Source organism: Nonomuraea sp. NPDC049480, from assembly GCF_044465905.1.
Taxonomy (GTDB): Bacteria; Actinomycetota; Actinomycetes; order Streptosporangiales; family Streptosporangiaceae; genus Nonomuraea.
The window spans coordinates 560,513-584,768 of the sequence record NZ_JBITMD010000001.1 but is presented as its reverse complement, the minus strand read 5'-3'; the positions used below and the strand labels follow the sequence as shown (position 1 = coordinate 584,768).

Here is a 24,256-nt window from a genome sequence, read left to right as displayed (position 1 = left end):
GAGGTTCATTTTCTCCCGGCGAACGCCGTGGCGACCCCCAGACCGAGGTAGACGACGCCGCTGACGTACCGCAGGGCCCTGGCCCGCCGGTTGAGCCGGCCGGCGAGGGCGCCGGCCGTCCACGCGTACACGATGTCCGACAGCAGGCCCAGCAGCAGCAGCGTCAATCCGAACAGCAGGATCTGCAGCGCGGGCGAGCCCGCGCCGGGGTCCACGAACTGCGGCAGGAACGCCAGGAAGAACAGCGCCACCTTGGGGTTGAGCACGTTGACCAGCACCCCTTCGAGGAAGACCTTGCGCAGCGGCTGCGGGGGCGGCGTCCGGCCCTCTTCCTCCTTGCCGGTGAACGCGCGGATGCCCAGGTAGACGAGGTAGGCCACGCCGGCCCACTTGACGATGGCGAAGAGCGTGGCCGACTGCGAGATCACGTACGACAGGCCCGCCGCGGCGGCGGCGATGTGCACGAGCGTGCCGGTCTCCACGCCGAACGCGCTGGCCAGGCCCGCCGACCTGCCCTGGGCGAGCCCTCTGGCGGTGATGTAGAGGTGGTTCGGGCCCGGGATGAGCACGAGAGCGAGCGAGGCGCTGACGAAGAAGGCGAAAGTCGTCAAGGAGATCACGCGCAGAAGCCTAGGACGGCTTTGGTATGTCACTAAGGACCAATATCCGGTCGATTTCCAGGACCAATGGCCTGTCGGCGCGACATGGCATAGTTGCTGGCGTGAACGGTCTACTCGTCGGGCGCTCGGTTGAGCTGGCCAGGCTCCTGCGGGTGTTGCAATCCGCCATCGAGGGCACGGCCGGCGTCGCGCTCGTCGGCGGGGACGCGGGCATCGGGAAGACCCGGCTGGTGTCCGAGCTGGTCGGGCACGCCCGGGAGCGCGGCGTCCACGTGCTGGTCGGCCAGTGCGCCGAGCTGGGCGACGCGCTGCCCTACCTGCCGCTGGCCGACGCGCTGCGCGGCGCGGAGCCGGCCGTGCGGGAGGCCGCCGCCGCCCATCCCGTGCTGGGCCAGTTGCTGCCCGGCAGCGAGAGCGCCCCCTCGGCGGGGCTCACTCAGCAGCGGCTGTTCGGCTCGCTGCTCGGGCTGCTGGCCGACGCGCAGCCGGTGCTGTTCGTGATCGAGGACCTGCACTGGGCCGACCGCTCCACCCGCGACCTGCTGGTCTTCCTCAGCCGCATGGTGCAGACCGAGCAGGTCTGCGTGGTCGGCACCTACCGCACCGACGACCTCCACCGCCGCCACCCGCTGCGGTCGGTGCTTGCCGAGTTGAAGCGCCTGCCGACGGTGACGAGCGTCGAGCTGGGGCCGCTGGGCTCGGCCGACCTGTCCGACTACCTCACCACGCTGGGTGAGGTCGGCGCCCACGAGCTGGGGGAGATCGTCGCGCGGGCCGACGGCAACCCGTTCTACGCCGAGGAGTTGTTCGCGGCCACGGAAAAGGGCGGCAGCCTGCCCGACGGGCTGGCCAGCCTGCTGATGTCCAGGGTCGAGCTGCTGTCCGAGGCCGGCCAGCGGGTGCTGCGGGCCGCCGCGGTGGCCGGGCGGCGGGTGGAGGACGAGCTGCTGCGGGAGGTGTCGGGGCTGCCGCTCGCGGAGTTCGAGGAGGCGGTCAGGGAGATCGTCTCGCGCGGGCTGCTCAGGGTCGACGGCTTCGGCTACACCTTCCGCCACGCGCTGCTGCAGGAGGCCGTCTACACCGATCTGCTGCCGGGCGAGCGCACGCGGCTGCACGCCGCCCTGGCCCGGCTGCTGACCTCGCCGGCCGAGCTGGCGCACCACTACCTCGCGGGCCACGACCTGGCGGGTGCGCTGGCGGCCTCCGCGGAGGCGGGCCGGCTGGCCGAGCGCCTGGGCGCGCCCGCCGAGGCGCACAGCCACTACGACCAGGCACTGAGCCTCTGGGACCGGGTGGACGGGGCGGCCGAGCTGACCGGGGAGAGCCGGGTCGCGCTGGCGTTCCGCAGCGCCGTCATGGCGGCCGACAGCGGCGACAACCACCGCGCGGTCGTCCAGCTGCGGGCGCTGCCGCAGACGTCCGAAGTCTGCGAGCGCCTGGCCTACTACCTCTACGAGACCGACGACCAGCCGGGCGCCATCGCGGCGGCCGAGCGCGCGGTCGACAGCGCCGATGACCCGGCCACCCTCGCCCGCGCTCTGGCCACGTACGCCCGCGCGCTGTTCTGGAGCCCGCGCCACCGGGAGGTGGAGGCGCTCGCCACCAGGGCGCTGGAGACGGCCCGCACGGCGGGGGCCAGGGACGCCGAGGTGGGCGCGATGCTCACGCTGGCCTCCTACGTCTGGCACCAGGGTGACCTGCCCAGGGCCCACAAGCTGGTTCACGCCGCCTCCGCGGAGAGCACCGGCGACCTCGCCATGGACTTGCGTGCGCGTTTCCAGCACGCTCGCATCCACTACGAGCAGGGGTTCCTGGCCCAGGCCGCCGAGGTGGCCGACGACGGCATCCGCCTGGCATTCGACACCGGGCTCAAATGGAGCACTTACGGCACCGACCTGCGCTTCCTGCGGTTCCTCATCCACTACGTGGCGGGTGAGTGGGACCAGGCGGAGGCGGTGGCCGGCAGCTTCCCGGTGCGCGTCGGCACGATCTCCGAGGCGACCTTGTCGTCGTTCGCGCTGTTCGTCGAGGTGGGACGGGACCTGCCCGTGGTCGAGAGCCGGCTGCGCTGGCTGCGGCCGTTCTGGACGGACGAGCTGCCCGCCTACATGTCCAGGGGCCTGGCCGCCGAGCACGCCCTCTGGCACGGCGAGCCTGCCAGGGCGCTGGAGCACGTCCGCGAGGTCCTGGCGATGCTGCTCCCGGGCGAGCATGGCGTGCTGCGGCTGGCCGCCATCGGGCTGTGGGCGCTGGCCGAGCTCGGCGTCACCGAAGGCGCCGACGACCTGCTCGAACGCGTCCGCTTCACCGTCGACCACGGCCTCACCGGGGATCGCGGGCATCTGGGACCGGAGGGGCTCGCGTGGGCGCTGCGGGCGGAGGCCGAATGGCACCGTGTGCACGGGCGCCACGACGTGGAGTTGTGGCGTCGCGTGGTGTCGGCGTTCGACTTCGGCTTCGTCTACGAGGTGGCGCGGGTCCGCTGGCGGCTGGCCGAGGCGCTGCTCGTGGCGGGTGAGCGGGAGGCGGCGCAGGCCGAGTGGGAGCTGGCCAGGGAGGCCGCGGGCAAGCTGCGGGCGGTGCCGCTGGAGAACGCGCTGCTGGAGTTCGGGCGGCGGGCTCGGTTCGGCGGCGGTGGTGGCGGCCACGGCGGCAATGGCGGCAATGGCGGTGACGGCAGTCTGACGGCGCGCGAGGTGGAGGTGCTGCGGCTGGTGGCCGAGGGGCTGACCAACCGGGAGATCGCCGAGCGGCTGTTCATCGCGCAGAAGACCGTGAGCGTGCACGTGTCGAACATCCTGGCCAAGCTGGAGGTCTCCACCCGCACCCAGGCGGCCGCGGAGGCCCGCCGGCGAGGGCTGCTGGGGTAGGGCGGGCGCGACACCGCGGCGGCGATGATCGCCTGTCGTTCCTCGCTCATCGGGAGGCGTCCAGCAGCAGCCCGCGCTCGCCGAAATTGCCGGACTTGAGCAGCAGGCTCAGCCCCGACGACGTGAAGATCCAGGGCACGCCGCGGGCCGCCTCTGGCCCGATCACGCCGCCGGAGACCCCGAGCGCGCTCACGATGGCCCCGGAGGTCTCGCCGCCGGCCGAGATCACCCGGGTGACCCCGCGCTCGACCAGCCCCTGGGCGACGCGGCCGAGGGCGGACTCCAGGATCGCGGCCGACCGCTCGCCGCCCAGGACGTCCTGGACGTGGCGGAGCGCGGCGGGCTCGACCGAGGAGTAGACGAGCGGTGCGCCGGAGCCCTGGCCGAGGGAGTCGTACCAGGTCAGCGCGCCCGCGGCGAGCGACCCGGGATCCGGGTCGGCCAGCGCGTCCAGCCGGTAGGCCGGCCGGCCCGCCTCGATCATGGCGCCGACCTGCTCCAGCGTACGGGCGGAGCAGCTGCCCGCCAGCACCGCGGCGGCGCCTTCCGGCACGGCGCCGGCCGTGTCGTCGTACTCCGTCCGGGCGCGGGCCGCGGCGAGCCCGCCGGCCAGCCCGGCGGCGCCCGCGACCAGCGGCGCGTCGGCCAGCTCCCGCCCGGCGGCGGCGAGGTCGGCGTCCTCGATCGCGTCCACGAGCGCGTAACGCACGCCCTCGGACCGCAGCTCGGCCAGCCGCCGCCCGAGCTCGCCCCGCCGCACCTGCGCCAGCGTCACGACCCCCGCCCGGTAGGCGCTCTGCCCCTCCAGCACCCGCGGCAGGTACGAGTCCGTCATCGGCGTCAGCGGATGGTGCCGCATGGGGGACTCGCCGAGCAGCACGTCCCCGACGAAGAGGTAGCCGTTGTACTGCGTGCGCCCGTGCTCGGGAGAGCTCGGCGTCATGGCCACCACGGGCACGTCCAGCGCGTCGGCCAGCGCGTCCAGCACCGGGCCGATGTTGCCCTCGGCGGTGGAGTCGAACGTCGAGCAGTACTTGAAGTAGACCTGCCGCACCCCGTGGGCCCGCAGCCACCCCAGGGCCGAGAGCGACCGCGCCACCGCGTCGTCCCTGGCGACCGTGCGCGTCTTCAATGCGATCACGACGGCGTCGTGCTCGGCGCCCGCCTCTTCCCGGGGCACCCCGAAGAACAGCACGGTACGGATCCCACGCCGGCGCAGCGCGACCGCGACGTCGGTGGCCCCGGTGAAGTCGTCCGCGATGGCGCCGATCATCGATGCCTCGGACGGGTTCGGTGGAACGTGGACATGAGCCGACGTTATCGGCCCCGGACTTCTTGATAGCCACAGGCGGTCGTTTTCAACGCGCTTTGCGTTACGGCTCGTAACCTCCAGTGATCGAGAACCTCTCAACGGAGGGGGCGGTGGCGGCTCGCACACCGCCCGCCGCCGTCTCGTCCTGCCCTCGAAAGGAGCGGTTCCATGTCCGCGCTCTCCAAGGCCCTGTCCCCTCTCGCCGCGCTCGGCGTGTCCACCCTGCTCCTCGCCGCCCCGCAGGCCGCGTACGCCGCCGACTCGATCTCCTGCGAGGCCGCCGGGCAGACGCACTTCCTGCCGGGCGTGGCGATGCTCCAGCAGTCGCAGCACGTGACCTACCAGGGCGTGGTCAGCAACTGCGTCGACTTCGGTGACTTGGGGATCAGGAGGGCCCGCATCAGCGTGACCTTCGAGGATGTGGACCTGAGCTGCGTGGCCAGGGACTTCGGCACCGGCAGGGGCACCGCCACCATCCAGTGGCACGTGAACGGCGCCAAGACGACCAGCGAGGCCGACATCACGATCGACGAGACCGAGATCAACACGGCCGAGGTGTCCGGTTTCGTGACGGAAGGCCCGTTCGCGGGACGGCCGTTCACCGGCGAGTTCGACACGAACCTGCTTCAGGCCACCGGCAAGTGCACGACCGGGGCGCTGTTCGGCGGGGTGAAGAGCGCCGACTTCAACGGTCACTTCAGCATCGGCTGAGGGACGTTCCGGATGGACCAGTGTGCACAACGGCACAGACTCCCCCGGGGGTCCGTCGGATAATCGCGGTGGACGCGCACTCTGACGGGGAGCGAGCGAACATGCGTGTGCACTACCGCGCGGAGGACGCGCCGGTGTCCTCGCGCGTCGACTACTGGCAAGAGATCATCAACGAGTCCGTCGCCCCGATGGACCTCCGCTACGACCACGAACCCTCCTTCAGCAGCGAGATCGTGCTGGGCAGGCTCGGCCGGGTGAACGTGACGGAGCTGCGCGAACGCAGCCCGGGCGAGGCGCGTGGCAGGCCGCGTGAGGATCGCGCCGGCTCGTACAGGGTCTTCATGATGACGCACGGGCAGACCGTCACCTACCGGGGCGGGACGGAGACCCGGCTGACGCCGGGGGAGTTCGTGCTGACCGAGCTCTCGCGGCCGTTCCACTGCTTCTTCCAGCCCAGGCGCGCCATCTGCGTGGCGTTCCCGAAGGAACTGCTGCCGCTGCCCGATGAGGAGGTGGCGTCGGTCCTCGACGTGCCGATCCAGGGGGACGAGGGGGTGCCCGCGCTGGTCACGTCCCTCATCGCGCGGCTGCCCGGCTGTCTCGACGAGGTGGCGGGGGCCGCCGAAGGGGTACGCCTCAGCGCCGCGATGCTCGACCTGCTCAGCGTGGCCCTGGCCGGCCGCGTGGAACGCGAGGGCGCCACCCCGCCCGCCGCCCGTACCCGGGCGCTGCTGACCCGCATCCACGCGTTCGTGGAGGAACGCCTCGGCGACCCGGGCCTGACCCCGGCCGTCGTCGCCGACGCGCACCACATCTCCCTGCGCTACCTGTACAAGCTCTTCGAGAGCGAGGGGTACGGCGTGGCGGACTGGATCAGGCGGCGCAGGCTGGAGCGCTGCCGCCACGACCTGCTCGACCCCGCCCTGGCGGATCGCCCGGTACGCGCCACGGGAGCGCGCTGGGGATTCCCCGACGCGACGCAGTTCAACAGGTCGTTCCGCGCCGCGTACGGGCTGCCGCCGGCCGAGTTCCGCCGGTTGGCTAGCTGGTGATCGTCAGGTCGCGCAGCTGGAAGTAGCTCGCGTGGTCGGCCTGCAGGTAGCCGTGGAACTTCTCGGCCTGTGCCTTGGCCGACCTGTCCGCGGTGACGATCGTGACGACCACGTACCTCTTGGACGCGCCGTATCGGATCTTCCCGTACGCGTACGTGCGGTGGGCCTTGTCCTGACGCCACGTCACCGCGTCCGAGTCGAGCTTGGACAGCCGGGTCGCGGTGGTGCTGGCGGCCTTGTCGTTCGGGAAGGCCAGCATGATCTGCACGGCCTTGAGGTGCCCGCCGTACGCCGAGTAGGCGACCTGGACGGCACGCCGGCAGCCGTACTTGGCCAGCACGCCCTTGCCGTCCACCGGGTCGCATGTGTTGTACGTCCAGCCGGCGACCTTGTTCGCCTTGAACTTGACGCCGCTCAGTCCGAAGTTCCAGTCGTCGAACTCGTCGTCCGTGATCGGCGAGTTCGGCGTGGTCCGCTTCGAGGCAGGCGGAGTGCCGGTCGGCGTCGTGCTGGGTTCGGCAGGGTCGGAGGCAGGCGGGTCCGACGGGTCGTCGGACGGCGCGGCCGACGGGTCGTCCGACTGGGTCGGCGGCGTGGCCGGGGCGGTAGGGGCGCGGCTCTCCAGGGCGACGGTCGACGTCGGGCCGGAAGAGTTGAGGTAGATGACCGCGCCGATCGCGCCGCCGCCGAGGACGAGCGCGCCCAGGGCGACGGACAGGCCGATGATCAGGGCGTTGTTGCGCTGGGGCGGCGGGGCGTACTGCGCCGGCGGCAGGCCGTAGGGGTTCTGCTGCTCGTACGGGTTCGGCCGGCCATAGGGATTCGGCTGGCCGTAGGGCTGCTGCGGCCCGTACGGCGGGCCGCCCTGGCCGTGGCCCGGTTGCGGCGGTCCCTGTCCCTGTGGCGGTCCCTGTCCCTGTGGCGGTCCTTGTCCCTGTGGCGGTCCTTGTCCCTGCGGCGGTCCCTGTCCCTGCGGCGGCTGGCCATAGGGCGGCTGCTGGGGTGTTTGCCCTGGTGGGGGACTGTAGCCGGGCTGCGGGGCGGCCGGGCCGGGTTGGGGGCCGTACCCCGGTGGCGGGCCGTATCCCGGCTGGCCGGGTCCCTGCGGTGCTCCTTGTGCCTGCGGGCCCCAAGGTTCTTGCGGTTGAGGCTGCGGAGGCTGCGGAGGGTATGCCATACCCCCATTGTGGTGCAGACCATCATCATCTGCCTCAACTACCCCATCAAACGCATAGTGGAGCTCGCTCCCTGTGTTTCATGTCCTGCGCTCCGTTGAAGGATGCCAATGCGTATTTCTCCCTATACCTCCGGACTCTCAGAAGGGACGATCCTGACAGTCCTGGCGGGAGGGAGCAGCCATGCCGGTCTCCTGGGGAGCCGTGCGGGGACGGGTCGTGTTCGACAGTTCCCTGCACCCGATGACGATGGAGCAGTGGTCCTCGGGATTCTCCTGGACCGGGACCCGATCCGTGCTGCTGACCGACCGTCCCGCGGTGTACGTGCACGACACCGGAGGACTCGGCGTCCCGGTCATCACCACGCTCGATCCCGCGGCCGACCCCGACGCCACGATCGAGCTGGTCGGCAAGAGCACCCGGCTCCTGGCCGACCTGCGGCTGCCGGAGGGACGGGCGATCCGGCTCGCCTCCGGGCCGCTGCCCGCGCCCGCGCTGGAGGCGCTGACCGGTCTGCGCGGGCGGCTCATGCCCGACGCCGCGGCCATGGACTTCATCAGCCCTTGCGCGATCTCCATCACCCCGTGGTACGAAACCGAGCCCGACCGGACCGCGCAGGAGGACGAGGATGACGAGGATGACGACGAGTCCGCTCCGGAGGAACTGGTCGCCTACGTCGTGGTCGCCCGAGGGCGCCTGCGACTGCGCAGACGCGGGAAGATCCCGCTGGAATGGCCGGTCAACCGGATCACTGTGACTCCCGCCGGGCCGAGCGCGGTCGAGCTGCGGGGCGGCGCCCTGCTCGGCGGGCATTTCCTGACCGGCGCGACCCTGCACCTCGTGACGCCGCTGGTGCAGCGGGCGTTCCTGGCCGTCATCCGCGCGGCCGGACCGGGACCCGGCACGGTCGGCACCTCGGCGCCCGTGCTGCTCCGCGGCCTGGGCGGTGCCGCCGCGGCCAAGGCGGACTGCGTGCTGAGTGAGAAGGCCATCGAGTTCCAGGCGCCCGACACCCAGCGCGTGCTCGCCCACTTCGATCTCGGCGACCCCAACCTGCGGATCGCCGGCACCGCCGAGCGGTTCGTCGTGTTCAGCCCGGCGCACGGGCCGGTGACCGTGGAATGCGCCTCGGAGGCGTTCGGCCGGCGGCTGTACCAGAACGCCGAGCTGCGGGCCGCCGCCGAGCGCACGCTCACCTCGGGCGTCCTGCCCGCCGAGCTGGCCGACGGGCGGCCGGTCGCGTGCGCGTTCACCCCCGAGGGCATGCGGGTCAAGGGCGCCGGCGTCAACCTGCGGGTCCCGTACCAAGGGATCCGGAGCGTAGAGTGCGAGCCGGGTGTGCCGCGCGCCACGATGCGGCTGAAGAGCGAGCGTACGGAGCTCGCGATCGTCGCCCAGCCGGAGCTCGTCCAGGCCCTGCACATCGAGGTCAAGGCGTGGAGCAACGCGTCCGCGAGCGCGCGGCAGCTCCCCGACATGCTGCGTGCGGCGGTCGGGCTGGAGGATGACTACCTTCTCTACACGGTGTTCGGCCCGTTCTACGAGCTGCACGCCGCGCTGCTCGGCGACGTCGGCGCCGACGGCCTGGGCGGGCCGGTCACGCTGCCCGACACCCCCGAGGAACGCTCCCGCGTCGCCGCCGTGCTGCAGGTCGGGCTGAGCGAGCTGCAGGGGCATCTCGACCAGGTCGGCTTCGTCCTGCCGGCTTTCCTGCGGCACCGGGACGCGCACCTGCTCGCCCCCGTCACGGGCGGCGCCGAGCCGGACTGGCTGAAGGCGGGCGAAGCCCGGCTGCGTACGGCCTTCGCCCCGGTCCAGCGGGTGGCCGCCGAGACCGGGCAGCTCGCCGCGCAGCTCGCCAGGGTGATGGACCTCGATCCCAGCGCGCTGCCGAAGGTGAGCTACGCGGGGGCGGCACTGTCGTTCGGGGCGGCGGCGCTGCTCAACCCGGTGTTCGCGGTGTCCGGGATCTCCCAGGCGTACTCGTCGCACGCCCAGGGGGAGCAGCGCAAGGCGCAGGTGACGGCCCAGTCCGAGCGCGGCTGGGCGGTCGTGCTCGACCGGTGGAACGCCCTGGTCTCCAGCTCACTGCCCGTTTTGTCGTACGTCCTGACCGAGAACGTGTTCGCTCTGCGCTGGGAGACCGCGCGCCGCATCGGCCAGGAGATCGGTACCGCCCCGGAGACCGCCCGGCTGCCGCTCCTGCGCGCGGTGGCCCGCCGCCTGGCCACGCTCGACGTGATGCGGCGCCACCCGGGCGGCTCCGGGGTCCGCCTCCGGCGCGGAGAGATCGCCGACCACCTGCGATCCGCCCGTGAGACCGTTCGGACACCACGCTTCCTGGACTTCTGACCGAGGGGCACCCATCATGACGATCTTCACGAGCCAGTTCGACCGGGCCCGCGATCTGTCACGTACCTATGCCGGCGAGGCGTCGGACGCCCGCTTCCGGACCCCGGCCGCCATCGCGGCGACGGCCGCGCTGGGCGTGGGCGCCGCGGCCCTGGCGGCCTCGGAGACGGCGACCACCGAAGCCGACGCGAGCGGCGATCCGGCAGGCACGGGGCAGCCCGCGGACTGGGCGGCGGGCTGGGGTGACGGCTGGGACAGCGGCTGGGAGACCGGCGCGGCCGCCGTCACCGACGAGCCGGGCGCGGCCGGCGCCGACGCGTGGTCGCACCGCGGTGACCACACGGACGCGTCCGTCGGCGGGGACGGCGACTTCTTCTACTTCATCGACGGGGACAGCAGTCTGACCATCGGCTAGCGGCCGGGGGTCAGGAGCGGCGGATCACGATGTCGCCGTCGTGGCTGCGGGCGCGTATCTCGACGGTCTCGTCGAACGTCTCCGGGCCGTCCTGCGCGTCGAGGGAGTTGAGCAGGCTGCCGTTGGCCGTGCTCACGTCGAGCCACGCGGCGCTGCCCTGCCGGACGCCTACCTCGAGATCGCCGGACGTGCTCGTCAGGACGACGGAGCCGCGTACGACCTCGCCGATGCGCACGCTGCCGTTCACGGTCCTGGCCTCGACGCCGGCGTGGGCGCGGGTGACGTACGCGTCGCCGTTGACCCCGATCAGGCGGAGATCGCCGGTGACCTCGCCGAGATCGTCCGGTTGGCCGGGTGAGCGGTCCTCTGTCCCAGGAGCGCCCACCCGGGTCGGGCATCGAGTGCGGGATCGGCACTCGATAGATGCTCTACCGTCCGCGGGCTGGATGTACATTCGCCCGAATTGTCCGCCCTCATACCATTTATACGACCCGTGGTGAGGATGTTCGACATGCCGCACGCCTGCATGAGCGGGCAGGACGTTCGCGATCCGTGCTGCCGCTCGCCGCCGGGGCGGCGGGCAGGCGTACCCTGTCCGCCGCATGAAATCCTTCGTAGGGTGTCGATCCGGGCGAGGGCCGTTCGTAGTGGGATGAGAGCCGGGATCGGCCCGGCCGGCACGAGGAGCACGCCATGATCCATTACCTGCTGTCCGCGCACGGCGCCGAGGGCGAGGAACGGCCCCCGATGACCGAGGAGCAGATGAGCCGCATGCAGGAGCAGCTCGGCGCCGTCGAGAAGGAGATGAGGTCGGCCGGGGCCTGGATGTTCTCCGGGAAGCTGCACGAGCCCTCCACCGCGACGGTCGTACGCGTCTCCGGCGGCGAGGTGCTGACCACCGACGGGCCGTTCGCCGAGGCGAAGGAGTACCTCGGCGGCTTCTACATCATCCAGGCTCCCGACCTCGACGCCGCGCTGGCCTGGGCGTCGAAGGTCACCGCGGCCATCCAGATCCCCGTCGAGGTACGCCCGTTCGCGCACGTCCAGGTCTGACCGTGCCGGTCGTCGACGAGGTCACGGTCGGCCGGATCTTCCGCGCGGAGTCCGGCCGGTCCGTGGCCGCGCTGATCAGCGCGTTCGGCGACATCGACGTCGCCGAGGACGCGGTGCAGGAGGCGTTCGCCGTCGCCCTGCTCAAATGGCCCGCCGACGGCCTGCCGCCCAACCCCGGCGGGTGGATCACCACGACCGCCCGCAACCGCGCCATCGACCGCCTGCGCCGCGAGGCACGCGAACGTCACCTGCTCGGCACGGCCATGACGCTCCCGCCGCCCGAGCCCGGACCGCCAGAGGAGGAGGGACCCGTGCGGGACGACCGGCTTCGCCTCATCTTCACCTGCTGCCACCCGGCGCTGTCCCAGGAGGCGCAGGTGGCGCTCACCCTGCGGCTGCTCGGCGGCCTGTCCACCGAAGAGGTGGCGCGGGCCTTCCTCGTGGCCGAGCCCGCCATGGCGCAGCGGCTCGTCCGCGCCAAGCGCAAGATCAAGGCCGCCCGGATCCCCTACCGCGTGCCGGACGGCCACGAGCTGCCCGACCGCCTGCCTCCCGTGCTGGCCGTGGTCTATCTCGTCTACAACGCGGGGCTCTCCCGGCGCGAGCTGAGCGGGGAGGCCGTCAGGCTGGCGCGCCTCCTGGCGGGGCTCATGCCGGACGAGCCGGAGGTCGCCGGGCTGCTGGCGTTGCTGCTGCTGACCGAGTCCCGGCGCGCTGCCCGCACCCGGGCCGACGGGGCCCTCGTGCCGCTGGGCGTGCAGGATCGCAGCCGATGGGATCGGGGGCTGATCGCGGAGGGGCAGGAGATCCTGCGGCGCTGCCTGCGCCGCGGCCGGCCCGGCCCGTACCAGGTGCAGGCCGCCGTCAACGCCGTGCACGCCGACGCCGCGACCGCCGGCGAAACCGACTGGCCGCAGATCGTCGCTCTCTACGACCAGTTGCTCGCCGTCGCCCCCACCCCTGTCGTGGCGCTCAACCGGGCCGTGGCCGTCGCCGAGGTACGCGGGCCCGCCGCCGCGCTCGCCCTGGTCGACGAGCTGGACCTGGACGGCTACCACCCGTACCACGCCACCCGGGCCGATCTGCTGCGGCGGCTGGGGCGCGACGAGGAGGCCGCGCTCGCCTACGAACGGGCCGCCGCCCTGGCGCCCACACAGGCCGAACGAGACTTCCTCGCCCGCGGCGGCCGGTTCGGGAACGGTCGGTTTCCGGGCGGGCGATGAGCCGGTGGCGTTGCCGGCTTCACCGCCGCCGAGTTGCTGCGCGTGCTGCTGGTCGGCTTTGGCCGGACCCATTGCGCAATGCCCCATAAATTCCTACGATCCATGCGAGGCGGTACCCTCCCGCCCAACCTCCTGAGCGCGTCCCCACGCGACGCGCCGATCGCGGAGGCAAAGGGGACGCCAGGAGCCTCGGGGGCGGTGGTCTGACACGGCCGGCGATCGATCCTTCGCGGCCGCCACGGGCCGCGGGCGTGGGCCGGGCCCTGGCGATGGCCGCAGGGAGAGCCGTCATGACCAGCAAGAAGCAGCTCAAGGCGCGCATCCGCGCGCGGATGGCCAAGACCGGTGAGAGCTACACCACGGCCCGCACCCACCTCCTCGGCCGGGCGGAGACGTCCTCCGACGGGGGCTGGCGGTTCGCCGGCGGGCAGCATCCGTCCAGCGCGGCGATCACCGCCGTCCTGGTCAACCAGGGCGCCGACGTCAGTGAGCCGCTGGTGTTCCTGGCCGGGGGCGGCATCGGCGCGGGCTACATCCTGTGGGAGTTCAAGCAACACCAGTCCCGGCACGTGACGCTGGGCTTCCGCAACCAGTGGCAGTACCACGACCGGTGGATGGCCAAGACGCTCGGCCGGCTCGGGGTGCCGTACGAGGAGCACCGGACGGCCGGCGCCAGGAGCGCGAGCGAGCGGCTGGCCGCGGAGCTGGACGCCGGGCGGCCGTGCGTGATCCTGCCGGACCGTTACCACCTGGGCTACTGGCAGCTGCCTGACGCGTTCGACGGGCAGGGCGGCGGCCCCGTGGTCGCCTACCGGCGTGACGAGAACGGCGTGTACCTCGACGATCGCGGCCAGGCCCCGATCCGCGTCTCCCGGGAGCGGCTGGACGCCGCGCGGGCGCGCGTGTCCTCGTACAAGAACGTCACGCACGTGCTCGGCGAGGCCAAGCTGGACGAGGCGGCGCTGGCGGGCGCTGCCCGCGAGGGGCTGCGTGACTGCGCGGCGCACCTGTCCGCGGCCTCGGACTCGTTCTCGCTGCCCGCCTGGCGCAAGTGGGCGCGGCTGCTGGTGGACACCCGCAACGCCAAGGCCTGGCCGAAGGTCTTCGCCGACGGGCGCGGCCTGGCCGACGCCCTGCTGTCGGTGTGGGAGGGGGTCGAGCCGGTCGGCATGGACGGCGGGAGCCTGCGGGGGCTGTTCGCCGACGCGCTCGACGAGGCCGCCGCGCTGCTGGGGGAGCCGGAGCTGGCCGGGCTGGCCGGCCGGTTCAGGGAGATCCACGCCCTGTGGCACGAGCTGGCCGAGGCGGCGCTGCCGGCGGAGGTGGCGTCGTTCGCACGGGTCCGCGAGCTGACCGCCGCCGTCAAGGAGAGCGTCATGGCGGACGGCGGCGCGGGCGGCGACGAGGCGGCCGAGCAGGGCCGGCTGCTGTGGGAGGCGCGGGCCACCGCGAACGAGTCCCTCGCCGGCACCGACACGGAAGCGATCTTCGCCGGCCTCAGCGTGCGGCTGAGTGCCATCTACGAGGCGGAGACGTCCGCCGTCGCCCGTCTGTCGGAACTCGTCCGCTGAAGCTGTCGATTACCGCTCATCCCGTCGGTCGTGTCGATGAAGGGCACGAACGAAGGGAATCGACATGCGGAAACTTGCGGTGATGGCGTTCATGTCACTGGACGGTGTCGTACAGGGGCCGGGCGGACCGGACGAGGACCGCGACGGCGGGTTCGAGCACGGCGGCTGGGCCGTACCGCACATCGACCGGCAGCTCATCGAGGGATCGGGCGAGCTGGTCGAGTGGGCCGGCGCGCTGCTGCCCGGGCGCAGGACGTACGAGGACTTCGCGGCCACCTGGCCGCTGGCCGACGCCGGCGACCCGATCGGGTCGAAGCTCAACAGCATGCCCAAGTACGTCGCGTCGCGGACCCTGGACACCGTGAAGTGGACGAACTCGACGCTGCTGACCGGCGACGTCGCCGAGGCGGTGGCCGAGCTCAAGCGCGGCGAAGGCGGCGAGATCCAGGTCCATGGCAGCGGCGGGCTCGTGCAGACGCTGCTCGCCCACGACCTCGTCGACGAGTTCCACCTGCTGGTCTTCCCGGTGCTCGTCGGCTCCGGCAAGCGGCTCTTCGCGACGGGCACCGTCCCGGCCGGACTGCGGCTCACCCGCGGCACGACGTCGAACACCGGGGTCGTGGTCAGCACGTACGAGCGGGCGGGCGAGGTCACGTACGGCGCGATGGGCCCGGAAACCGGCAATTGGTGATTGGTGTCCTACGAGCTCAAGGGCAAGCAAAAGCACGTGATCATCGACCTCGCCGAAATCAGCTGACGGTGATCCAGGGCATGTCGTGTCGTGCTCCTAATACGGACTGGGGGTATAGTCGGATCCCATAACCCGTACAAGACTGTACGAGATGTGGAGATCGAGGATGCGGTTGGAACTGACGGTGAACGGGCGCGTACACGAGCTGGACCTGGACACCCGCGTCAGCCTGCTCGACTGCCTGCGCGAGCACCTGCGCCTGACCGGCACCAAGAAGGCCTGCGATCAGGGCGCCTGCGGCGCGTGCACGGTGCTCCTCGACGGCGAGCGGGTCAACTCCTGCCTGATCCTCGCCGTCCAGTGCGCGGGTTCGGAGGTCACGACGATCGAAGGGATGTCGTCCCATGAGGTCGGGAGGGCGGTTCAGGAGGCGTTCGTGGCGCACGACGCCCTGCAGTGCGGCTACTGCACGCCGGGACAGATCTGCTCGGCCGTCGGGATGCTGGCAGAGGCCTCCGCGACGTTGACGGCGGCCGAGATCAGGGAGCGCATGGCGGGCAACCTGTGCCGGTGCGGCGCCTACAACGGGATCGTCGCCGCGCTCCAGGAGGTGAGCCGATGAGACCCTTCGCCTACACCAGTGCCGCCGGCATCGCCGAGGCCGTCCGGCTCGCCGCGGCCGGGCCGGTGACGTTCCTGGCCGGCGGCACCAACCTGGTCGACCTGATGAGGGCGGGCGTCGAGCGGCCCGAGCACGTGGTGGACATCTCCCGGCTGCCGCTCGACGGCATCGAGGATCTGCCCGGCGGCGGCCTGCGGATCGGCGCGCTGGCGCGCAACGCGCGGGTGGCCGGCGACGCGCGCGTCCGCGCCCGTTTCCCCCTGCTGGCCCAGGCCATCATGAACGGCGCCTCGCCGCAGCTGCGCAACCGGGCCACCGCCGGCGGCAACCTCCTGCAGCGCACCCGGTGCGGCTACTTCTACGACCGCGCCGCCGCCTGCAACAAGCGCGTGCCGGGCGCGGGATGCGACGCGCTGGACGGGTACAACCGCATGCACGCCATCCTCGGCGCGGGCGACAACTGCATCGCCGTGCATCCGTCCGACATGTGCGTGGCCCTGGCGGCGCTCGACGCGACCGTCAACGTCGCCGGCCGGGACGCCGCCGTGCCGCTGGCCGGCTTCCACCGCCTGCCCGGCGACTCCCCGCACGTGGAGACGGTGCTGGAGCCGGGGGAGCTGATCACCTCGATCGACCTCCCCGAGATGCCGGGCCGCTCGGTGTATCTGAAGGTACGCGACCGGGCCACGTACGCCTTCGCGCTGGTCAGCGCGGCCGTCCTGGTGCGGGTGGAGGAGGGGCGGGTGGCCGCGGCCAGGATCGCGCTGGGCGGCGTGGCGCACAAGCCGTGGCGCGCGTACGCGGCCGAGCGGCTGCTGACCGGCGAGCCCGTGCGCGACGACCTGCTGCGGCAGGCGGCGGAGGCGGCCGTGGCCGGCGCCCGGCCGCGCGAGCACAACGCGTTCAAACCCGAGCTGGCCACACGCCTCGTCCGCCGCGCCCTGAAGGTGACCACCTCATGAGCATCGCCTCGAGGGCCTTCAGCGCCGGCTCCGCCGTGCTCGGCAAGCTGTCCCGCCTGCTCCCCGACGGGCGGCCGGACCCGCTGGCCGGGGTGCCCGGCGAGATCGGGCGCCCGGCCGACCGTGTGGACGGCCTGGCCAAGGCCACCGGCGCCGTGCGCTACACGGCCGAGCACGACCTTCCGGGACTGGCGTACGCGGCCGTGGCCGGCAGCACCGTCGCCAGGGGCCGGGTCACCGCCGTCCACACCGAGCGGGCCGCCGCCGTGCCCGGCGTCGTGCTGGTCATGACGCATCGGAACGCGCCCCGCATGAAGCGCACCCCCGCGTACGCGACCCTGCAGGGGCCGCTCGGGGCCGCCGCCATGAGCCTGCCGGTGCTCAACACCGACGAGATCTTCTGGTACGGCCAGCCGATCGCGGTCATCGTGGCCACGTCGCCGGAGGCGGCCCAGCACGCGGCCGCGCTCGTCCACGCCGAGTACCAGGCAGAACCCGCCGTGCTGGCGCTGGACGCGGGCAGGCCGCACACGCCGGCGCACGCCGTCCTGGAGGAGCCCGTGACCCGGCGGGGCGACACCCGGGCCGCGCTCGCCGCGGCGGCCGCCACCGTGGAGGCCGTTTACACCACGCCGCTCGAATACCACAACGCGATGGAGCCGCACGCCACGATCGCGCACTGGGAGGGCGACCGGCTCACCGTGTACGACGCCTCGCAGTACCCGTACGGCGTCAAGGAGATGCTGGCCAGGAAGTTCGGCCTGCCCAAGCGGAACGTCCGGGTGCTGGCCCCGTACGTCGGGGGCGGCTTCGGCAGCAAGACGACGGCCTGGCCGCACGTCTCGCTCGCCGTGGCCGCGGCCAAGCTGGCCGGCCGGCCCGTGAAGCTCGTGCTCTCACGCGGCGGCATGTTCGACATGACCGGCGGCCGCGCCCCGACCCGCAGCCGGGTCGCGCTCGGCGCCGACGCCGGGGGCCGGCTCACGGCGCTGGAGCACGACGCGCTGTCCTCGTGCACCCGCGACGAGTTCGCCGAAGCCGCCGCCATCGCCTCCAGGCACCTGTACGCCTGCCCCAACGTCCGCACCCACCAGCGGGTGGTCCGGCTCGACCGCATCCAGAACGCCTTCTTCCGGGGCCCGGGAATGGCGCCCGGCTCGTTCGCGCTGGAGTCGGCCATGGACGAGCTCGCGTGGCGGCTCGGTCTCGACCCCCTCGACCTGCGCCTGCGCAACGAGCCCAGCCGCGATCCGGCCAGCGGGCGGGCGTTCACCAGCCGAGGGCTGCGGGAGGCGTACGCGCTGGGCGCGGAGGCCTTCGGCTGGGCGGCCAGGCCGGACCGGCCCCGGGCGCTGCGCGAGGACGGCCGGCTCGTCGGGCACGGCATGGCCGCCGCGATCAACCCCGACGCGGTGCTGATCGCGGGGGTCACGCTGCGGCTCGCCGCCGACGGCACGGTCACGATCCACAGCGCCACGAACGAGCTGGGCGCCGGCACCTCGACCGCGCAGAGCCAGGCCGCCGCGCAGCGCCTCGGCCTGCCGCTCGACCGCATCCGCTTCGAGCAGGGCGACTCCGACGTGGCCGCCACCCGCATTCCCGGCGCCTCGGCCGCCACGACCACGCTCGCCTCGGCCATCTGGTCCGCCCGCGACCGGCTGGTACGCGAGCTGCTCGCGCTCGTCCGCGACACGGACTCGCCGCTGGCCGGCCTGCCGGAGGAGGACGTGGAGACCCGCGACGGCGGCCTGTACGCACAGGGGAGTTCCCGCGGCGAGAGCTACCAGCGCGTCCTGGCCCGGGCGGGGCGGGAGTCGGTGACCGTGAAGGGGCGGTCGGCGCTGCCGTACCAGACCGTCAAACGCGGCACCTACTCCTACGGCGCGCACTTCTGCGAGGTCCACGTGGACGAGCTCACCGGCGAGGTACGCGTGACCCGGTGGGCCGGGGCGTTCGACGGAGGCCGGATCGTCAACCCCAAGCAGGCCGCCGGCCAGATGCGCGGCGGCATCATCATGGGCATCGGCATGGCGCTCACCGAGGAGGCCACGCTCGACGAGCGCACCGGCCGGATCGTCAACCGCAGCCTGGCCGACTACCACGTGCCCACGCACGCCGACGTCCCGGACATCGAGATCCGCTTCGTGGACCGGCCCGACCCGCAGACCCCGCTCGGCGCCAAGGGCATCGGCGAGCTCGGCATCGTCGGCGTGGCCGCCGCCATCGCCAACGCCGTCTACCACGCCACCGGCACGCGCGTCCGCAGCCTGCCCATCACCCCGGACAAGCTGCTGTGAACCCGGTCAGAGCGACAGCAGCGAATGGCAGTGGTGGGCGAGGAACGACGCGATGCCGGGCACCAGCGCCACCATCGCGGGGCCGCCCAGCAACGCCGCCACGGCCAGCACTCCGACGAGGCGCTCGGCCCTTTTCAGGGGAGACGCCGGATTGAGCATGCGGCGCACGCGGACCAGCGCGGTCTCGCCGCCCGCGCCCAGGGCGAACGCCGGTGCCCGGCCGGTGGCCAGGCCGACCAGCGCGGCGGCGATCTGCACGCGCGGATGGCGGCGGGCCGCCATGTCGTCGGCCAGCAGCTCGATCAGCCGCGCGATCTCCACCCGGGCCGCCTCGAACACCGGCACCTTGGGAAACGCCCTGGCCAGGGCCTCCGCCGCGGCCAGCACGAGGTGATGCCTGCCCCGCAGGTGAGCCTGCTCGTGCGCGAGCACCGCCGCGACCTGCTCAGGCGACAGGCTGCGCAGCGCTCCCGTGGTGATCACGGTTTCCGCGTGCCGGCCCGGCACGCAGTACGCCAGCCGTTCCTCGTGGTCCAGCACGATCGCGCCGAGATCGCGGTCGCGCCGGCCGAGCAGCCCGAGCAGCTCCGCGTGCTCGCGACGCTCCCGCCCCGTCCTGGCCAGCACGGTCGCGCCGCACCACAGCAGGCGGACCGAGATCACCGCGGCGGCCAGGAGCGCCGCGACGCCCGCCCTGCTCAGGTGGGAAGCGTCGGTCAGCATGGCCTTGCACATCTCGAACAGCCCCGCCAGGCCGTGCCCCACGACGTCGGCGGGGACGGCGAAGGCCAGCGCGGACAGCACGACCGAGGCCACCACCGAGACGGAGGCCGCCAGCCACGCCGCGATCGCCAGGCGGGGCGCCCGGTCGGCCCGGCTCGCGGCCCGCCGCCCGAGCGCGGGCAGCCCGAACGAGGCGCCGATCGAGTAGACGGCCAGAATCGCGGCGGCGATCACGGCTGCTTGCCCCTGGGCGGGAACACCTGCAGGGCCGCCTCCAGCGCGGTCGTCTCCTCCGGAGTGAGTCGTTCGAGGAAGTGCACGAGCGTGGCCGCCTGGTTGCCGCTGCCGGCCAGCGCGCTGCGCATCAGGTCGGCGGTGTAGGCCTCTTTCGAGGCGACAGGCTCGTAGACGTAGGCCCGGCCGACCGCCTGCCGCTTGAGCAGGCCCTTGGTGTGCAGCTTGTCCATCACGGTCATCACGGTGGTGTAGGCGATGTCGCGCTCCCGCCGCAACTCCTCCAGCACGTCCCGGACCGAGGCAGGGCGACGCCTGGCCCACATCCGATCCATGATCGTGGACTCGAGTTCGCCCAACCCGCGCATCATGCGATCGATCCTACCGGCCGTCGTAGTCACGCGCCGTGCTCGGCCCGCCGTGTTGTCCGGGCGTGCTGCGGCGGCCGGCGACCCGAGCCGATGGCTCTATCTCCTAAGGGAGCTAGTACGTCGGGCACCCATGACGTGAGGGGACGGAGTGGCCCGCAAGCCCTGACCCGCGTCCTGGCGCCGGCGCAGGTAGTAGGCCAGGGTGGCGGCGCCGAGCGCGACACCCCAGAGAGGCCAGAGAAGCGACGGCGCCCAGGTGGCCCACATCTCCAAGGGCGTGAAGCCGTGGACGAAGCGGAGCCTCCAGTACATCAGCCCGGCCGACGTCACGGCCACCGCGACGATGGAGGCGGGGACGACGGCCAGCATGGGCGGCACCCGTTTGCCCGCCTTGAACCAGATCCAGCGCGGATACACCTCGCCCCAGCGCTGGACGAGGCCCAGCGTGAGGACGGCGCCGCCGAGGGCCATGGCGCTGAGGAACAGACCGCCCCATCTCAGGCCCGACTCGTCCAGCCATCGCCAGAACTCCTCGGTGATGCCCAGCGGAAAGCCCAGGGCCCAGGCGATGCGGCTGGCGTCGTACGTGGCGGGGATGACGACCGCGACGACCGTGGCCCACCTGCCCCAGCGGTTGACGCGCTCGGGGCTGGTCCAGCGGGCCGGCCTGCGGGTTCGCGCCGCGGCCGCCCGGGTGCGCCGCTGATGGGCGAGGGCGGCCACCGCCCACACGATCGGCACCCTGGGCAGGAACGCGCAGACCAGCGCGGCGCACACGGCCATGAAGGCGATCAGGTCCACGTCCGGGACTCTACCGGCGGGTCGTACGCGACCCGCGTTGTGCTACGCCCTCCGCCGTAGTTCAGGCATCGCTTCGCAGCGGACGCGCCGAACCTGCCCGGCAAGGAACATCGGTCATGGAATCACCGGACCAAGGAGGCATGGATGTTGTTGTCAGGAATGGTGGCCGTCGTGACCGCGGCCGGACTCGTCATGGCGCCGCACCCCGTCACCGGCTGGATCACGGAGAACGCCGTGCCGCTCGCGACCATAGACCCGGCCGCCCCCGTGGACGACCTCGCACCCCTGGAGAAGGTGGTGGGCGACGCCCCCATGGTGGGGCTCGGGGAGTCGGTCCACGACTCGCGCGAGGAGACCCTGCTCAAACACCGTGCGCTGCGCTATCTCGTCGAGGAGCTGGGCTTCCGCACGATCGCGTGGGAGGAGGACTGGACGGTCGGGCAGCAGGTCAACGCCTACATCCAGGGGCGAGAGGGCGATCTGGACGCTCTGATGCGGAGGATGACCAGAACGTGGCGGACCCGCGAGGTGGCCGGCGTGCTGCGGTGGCTGCGCGAGTACAACACGGCCCACGAGGACGAGGTGGAGTTCGTCGGCGTCGAGATCTACGCCACCGGGCTGAGCGCGTACGACGCGGTCCGTGCCTACGTGGCCGAGCACGCCCCCGCCCGCCTCGGCGCGGCCGACCGGCACCTGAAGGTCATCAGACCTCCCTCGGCCGACATCGGGGCCTGGGCCAGGACGTACTTTGAATTCGACGACAAACGGCCGTACATCCGGCATGCGCGCGGCCTCTACGACCTGGTCGCGCGGTCAGGTGACGGCGGTGACGCACATTGGATGGTGCTCCACGAAGCCCGTCAGATCCGCTCGTTCTACGAGTACTACGCACAGTCGGACATGGACACCTACCGTGACGCGCGGGCGGCCGAGAACCTGCGCTGGTGGCGGCGCGTGTCCGGCGACAAGATCGCCTACTGGGCGGCCCTCTCGCACACGGCCAACGCCCCCGGCCAGCGACTCCAGCTCGGGCCCGGCGCGCCGCTGAGCTACGCCGCCGCGGGGTCGTACCTGCGCCGGTGGTACGGCCGGGGCTACGTCTCGATCGGTTTCACCTTCACCAAGGGCAGGGTGGCGGCCGGAGACGTGCCGCCCCCGCCGCCCGAGTGGAGCGACGCCCCGCTCGGGGCACCCGGCTCCGCTCAGTATCTGCTCGACCTGCGCAGGAACCTCACCCCGGAGGCGAAGGCGTGGCTGAACGCGCCCGCCGAGATCCGCGTGGTGGGACGGTATGACCCGGCCGCACCGGACGACTTCCACATGACCGGCGGAACGCTCGGGCAGTGGTTCGACGCGATCGTGCACCGGCAGACGATCACTCCCGTCACTCCGCTCTGAGCCCATCGCGGCACGAAGCTGACCTCAATGCCTCCTGGCATGGCCCTCCCGAACCGAGAAGGAGGTCCGCCGCCTGGAACGAGCACTACAGCCGGTGGCTGCGCGAGGGGCTCAAGCTGTCAGGAGTTCGGCGAAGCGGCGGGCGTCGATGTTGCCGCCGGAGACGATCAGGCCGATCCGCGGCGGCACGCGCTCCAGCCGCCCGGCCAGCAGCGCGGCCAGCGGGGTCGCGCCGCTGGGCTCGATGACGATCTTCATGCGTTCGAACGCCAGCCGCATCGCCTCCCTGATCTCGTCGTCGGAGACCAGGACGACGTCGTCGACCAGGTGCTTGTTGATGGAGAACGTCAGCTCGCCGGGGATGTCCGCGGCCTGGCCGTCGGCGATCGTCCGCGGGACCGGGATGGACACCCGCTTCCCGGCGGCCAGCGAGCGCTTGGTGTCGTCGCCCGCCTCGGGCTCCACCCCGATCACCCGGACGCCGGGCAGCAGACCCTTGACGGCCGTGGCGCTGCCCGCGATCAGGCCCCCGCCGCCGATGGGCACCAGCAGCGCGTCCAGCTCGCCGACCTCCTCGATCAGCTCCAGCGTCGCGGTGCCCTGTCCGGCGATGACGTGCGGATGTTCGTACGGGGGGATCAGCGCCAGCCCGCGCTCGGCGGCCAGCGCCTCCCCGATGGCGACCCGGTCGCCGGTGTAGCGGTCGTAAGTGACGATCTCGGCGCCGTACCCGGCGGTGGCGTCCCGCTTGACGCGGGGCGTGTCCTCGGGCATGACGATCACCGCGGTGCTGCCCAGCTCCCGCGCGGCCAGGGCGACGGCCTGGGCGTGGTTGCCGGACGAGTACGCGGCGATGCCCCTGGCCAGTTGCTCGGGTGTGAGCCGGGAGACGGCGTTGTACGCGCCGCGGAACTTGAACGCGCCGATCCGCTGGAAGTTCTCGCACTTGACGAACACCTCCGCCCCCACCAGGGCGTCCAGCGTCCGCGAGCGCAGGACGGGCGTGCGGTGCGCGACGTCCTTGAGCCGGGCCGCGGCGTCGTGGACGTCGTCCAGGGTGACGGGAAGCGGGTTCGTCATGCGTGCTGCTCCTGCGGGGTGTCGGATCCGGTGCGTGCCTGCGAGAGGTAGGAGTAGGCGGAGGCGCGGGAGATGCCGAGCCGGGCCGCCACCTGCGGGACCGCCCGGCGCACGGCGAACACGCCCCGCTCGTCCAGGCTCCTGAACAGCTTCAGCCGCTCGTCGCGGGTGAGCTCGGCCCAGGGCTTGTGCCGGTCGAGCTGGTGGGCGTCCACGATGGCGTTGACGACGGAGTCGATGTCGTCGCCGAAGGTGGTGGTCGGCACGGTGGCGGCGGGGGCGGCGAGCCCGGCCAGCTCCCCGATCAGCGCGTGGGCCTGGGTGACGGCGGTGATGTCGAGGTTCAGGCACAGGGCGCCGAACACGGCGCCCTCGCTGTCGCGCAGGACCATCGTGGAGGACTTGACGAGCTTGCCGTCCCGGGTGCGGGTGACGTAGTTGAGCTCGTCTTCCGCCTCGTCGCCGCGGGCCAGGATGCTCATGCCGATCTCGCTCATCGACCCGCCGACGCTCCGCCCGGTGACCGAGCCGGCGATGGCGACCACGGAGTGCTCCGGGCGGCGGAAGTCGTGCACCACCACCTCGCAGAACGACCCCAGGGTGGCCGCGATGCCGTCGACCACCGGGGCCAACGCCGTGATGATCGCATCCTGTTCCGCCCGCATCGATCCCCCAGACGTACCGTCTGGACATAATGTATAGGGCCTGGATGAAAAGTCCAAG

General features: G+C 72.5%; 22 protein-coding genes. 13 read left to right on the top strand and 9 right to left on the bottom strand.

Annotation, left to right across the window (positions count from 1 at the left end; translation table 11 throughout):
* Nucleotides 1-5: 5 nt before the first annotated feature.
* Nucleotides 6-620, bottom strand: a complete 615-nt coding sequence (locus ACIBX3_RS02745; RefSeq protein WP_397112358.1) for a LysE family translocator — start codon at nt 618-620, stop codon at nt 6-8.
* Between the two features lie 101 nt (nt 621-721).
* Here ACIBX3_RS02745 and ACIBX3_RS02740 point away from each other — a divergent pair, with 101 nt between their 5' ends.
* Complete coding sequence (locus ACIBX3_RS02740) at nt 722-3,490, top strand: AAA family ATPase (protein ID WP_397112356.1); 2,769 nt, start codon at nt 722-724, stop codon at nt 3,488-3,490.
* 46 nt (nt 3,491-3,536) lie between these two features.
* Here the strand turns inward: ACIBX3_RS02740 and otnK are convergent, their stop codons facing one another.
* Nucleotides 3,537-4,763, bottom strand: coding sequence for a 3-oxo-tetronate kinase (otnK, locus tag ACIBX3_RS02735; protein ID WP_397112354.1), 1,227 nt, complete (start codon nt 4,761-4,763; stop codon nt 3,537-3,539).
* Between the two features lie 207 nt (nt 4,764-4,970).
* Here otnK and ACIBX3_RS02730 point away from each other — a divergent pair, with 207 nt between their 5' ends.
* A complete protein-coding gene (locus tag ACIBX3_RS02730; RefSeq protein ID WP_397112352.1) occupies nt 4,971-5,513 on the top strand; it encodes a hypothetical protein in 543 nt (180 codons plus the stop codon).
* A gap of 101 nt (nt 5,514-5,614) precedes the next feature.
* Nucleotides 5,615-6,565, top strand: a complete 951-nt coding sequence (locus tag ACIBX3_RS02725) for a helix-turn-helix domain-containing protein (protein ID WP_397112350.1) — start codon at nt 5,615-5,617, stop codon at nt 6,563-6,565.
* Here ACIBX3_RS02725 and ACIBX3_RS02720 read toward each other — a convergent pair.
* Nucleotides 6,555-7,742 carry a hypothetical protein gene (locus tag ACIBX3_RS02720; RefSeq protein ID WP_397112348.1) on the bottom strand — a complete coding sequence of 396 codons (1,188 nt, stop codon included), beginning with the start codon at nt 7,740-7,742 and terminating at the stop codon, nt 6,555-6,557. The two genes, ACIBX3_RS02725 and ACIBX3_RS02720, sit on opposite strands and share 11 nt — an antisense overlap.
* A gap of 181 nt (nt 7,743-7,923) precedes the next feature.
* On the opposite strand from ACIBX3_RS02720, the gene ACIBX3_RS02715 reads away from it, so the two are divergent.
* Both ACIBX3_RS02715 and ACIBX3_RS02710 read left to right on the top strand, forming a co-directional pair.
* On the top strand, nt 7,924-10,092 hold the full coding sequence (locus ACIBX3_RS02715; protein ID WP_397112346.1) for a hypothetical protein: 2,169 nt from the start codon (nt 7,924-7,926) through the stop codon (nt 10,090-10,092).
* 16 nt (nt 10,093-10,108) lie between these two features.
* Nucleotides 10,109-10,507, top strand: coding sequence for a hypothetical protein (locus tag ACIBX3_RS02710; protein WP_397112344.1), 399 nt, complete (start codon nt 10,109-10,111; stop codon nt 10,505-10,507).
* 10 nt (nt 10,508-10,517) lie between these two features.
* Here the strand turns inward: ACIBX3_RS02710 and ACIBX3_RS02705 are convergent, their stop codons facing one another.
* On the bottom strand, nt 10,518-10,892 hold the full coding sequence (locus ACIBX3_RS02705) for a hypothetical protein (RefSeq protein WP_397112342.1): 375 nt from the start codon (nt 10,890-10,892) through the stop codon (nt 10,518-10,520).
* Nucleotides 10,893-11,200: 308 nt separating this feature from the next.
* On the opposite strand from ACIBX3_RS02705, the gene ACIBX3_RS02700 reads away from it, so the two are divergent.
* The 7 genes from ACIBX3_RS02700 to ACIBX3_RS02670 all read left to right on the top strand — a co-directional run bounded on the left by ACIBX3_RS02700 (nt 11,201) and on the right by ACIBX3_RS02670 (nt 18,926).
* A complete protein-coding gene (locus ACIBX3_RS02700; RefSeq protein WP_397112340.1) occupies nt 11,201-11,560 on the top strand; it encodes a YciI family protein in 360 nt (119 codons plus the stop codon).
* A gap of 2 nt (nt 11,561-11,562) precedes the next feature.
* Complete coding sequence (locus ACIBX3_RS02695) at nt 11,563-12,783, top strand: RNA polymerase sigma factor (RefSeq protein ID WP_397112338.1); 1,221 nt, start codon at nt 11,563-11,565, stop codon at nt 12,781-12,783.
* 290 nt (nt 12,784-13,073) lie between these two features.
* On the top strand, nt 13,074-14,354 hold the full coding sequence (locus ACIBX3_RS02690) for a BtrH N-terminal domain-containing protein (RefSeq protein WP_397112336.1): 1,281 nt from the start codon (nt 13,074-13,076) through the stop codon (nt 14,352-14,354).
* A 64-nt stretch (nt 14,355-14,418) separates the two neighbouring features.
* Entirely contained in the window at nt 14,419-15,045 is a 627-nt protein-coding gene (locus tag ACIBX3_RS02685; RefSeq protein ID WP_397112334.1) for a dihydrofolate reductase family protein, read from the top strand.
* Nucleotides 15,046-15,211: 166 nt separating this feature from the next.
* Nucleotides 15,212-15,667, top strand: coding sequence for a (2Fe-2S)-binding protein (locus tag ACIBX3_RS02680; protein WP_397112332.1), 456 nt, complete (start codon nt 15,212-15,214; stop codon nt 15,665-15,667).
* Nucleotides 15,664-16,629: an FAD binding domain-containing protein gene (locus tag ACIBX3_RS02675; RefSeq protein WP_397112330.1), complete on the top strand. Its 966-nt coding sequence runs from the start codon at nt 15,664-15,666 to the stop codon at nt 16,627-16,629. The genes ACIBX3_RS02680 and ACIBX3_RS02675 overlap by 4 nt, the downstream gene beginning before the upstream one ends.
* Nucleotides 16,626-18,926 (top strand): xanthine dehydrogenase family protein molybdopterin-binding subunit, encoded by a 2,301-nt coding sequence (locus tag ACIBX3_RS02670; RefSeq protein WP_397112328.1) that lies wholly within the window; start codon nt 16,626-16,628, stop codon nt 18,924-18,926. The genes ACIBX3_RS02675 and ACIBX3_RS02670 overlap by 4 nt, the downstream gene beginning before the upstream one ends.
* A 6-nt stretch (nt 18,927-18,932) precedes the next feature.
* Here ACIBX3_RS02670 and ACIBX3_RS02665 read toward each other — a convergent pair whose 3' ends face one another.
* The 3 genes from ACIBX3_RS02665 to ACIBX3_RS02655 form a co-directional block, all read right to left on the bottom strand.
* Nucleotides 18,933-19,883 carry a M56 family metallopeptidase gene (locus ACIBX3_RS02665; RefSeq protein ID WP_397112326.1) on the bottom strand — a complete coding sequence of 317 codons (951 nt, stop codon included), beginning with the start codon at nt 19,881-19,883 and terminating at the stop codon, nt 18,933-18,935.
* Nucleotides 19,880-20,254: a BlaI/MecI/CopY family transcriptional regulator gene (locus ACIBX3_RS02660; protein WP_397112324.1), complete on the bottom strand. Its 375-nt coding sequence runs from the start codon at nt 20,252-20,254 to the stop codon at nt 19,880-19,882. The genes ACIBX3_RS02665 and ACIBX3_RS02660 overlap by 4 nt, the downstream gene beginning before the upstream one ends.
* A gap of 96 nt (nt 20,255-20,350) precedes the next feature.
* Nucleotides 20,351-21,055, bottom strand: coding sequence for a hypothetical protein (locus tag ACIBX3_RS02655; RefSeq protein ID WP_397112322.1), 705 nt, complete (start codon nt 21,053-21,055; stop codon nt 20,351-20,353).
* A 144-nt stretch (nt 21,056-21,199) separates the two neighbouring features.
* On the opposite strand from ACIBX3_RS02655, the gene ACIBX3_RS02650 reads away from it, so the two are divergent.
* Entirely contained in the window at nt 21,200-22,453 is a 1,254-nt protein-coding gene (locus ACIBX3_RS02650) for an erythromycin esterase family protein (RefSeq protein ID WP_397112320.1), read from the top strand.
* Between the two features lie 111 nt (nt 22,454-22,564).
* On the opposite strand, the gene ACIBX3_RS02645 is transcribed toward ACIBX3_RS02650, so the two are convergent.
* Nucleotides 22,565-23,533: a threo-3-hydroxy-L-aspartate ammonia-lyase gene (locus ACIBX3_RS02645; RefSeq protein ID WP_397112318.1), complete on the bottom strand. Its 969-nt coding sequence runs from the start codon at nt 23,531-23,533 to the stop codon at nt 22,565-22,567.
* Nucleotides 23,530-24,198 carry a transcriptional regulator gene (locus ACIBX3_RS02640; protein ID WP_397112316.1) on the bottom strand — a complete coding sequence of 223 codons (669 nt, stop codon included), beginning with the start codon at nt 24,196-24,198 and terminating at the stop codon, nt 23,530-23,532. Before ACIBX3_RS02640 ends, ACIBX3_RS02645 begins: the two co-directional genes overlap by 4 nt.
* Nucleotides 24,199-24,256: the final 58 nt, after the last annotated feature.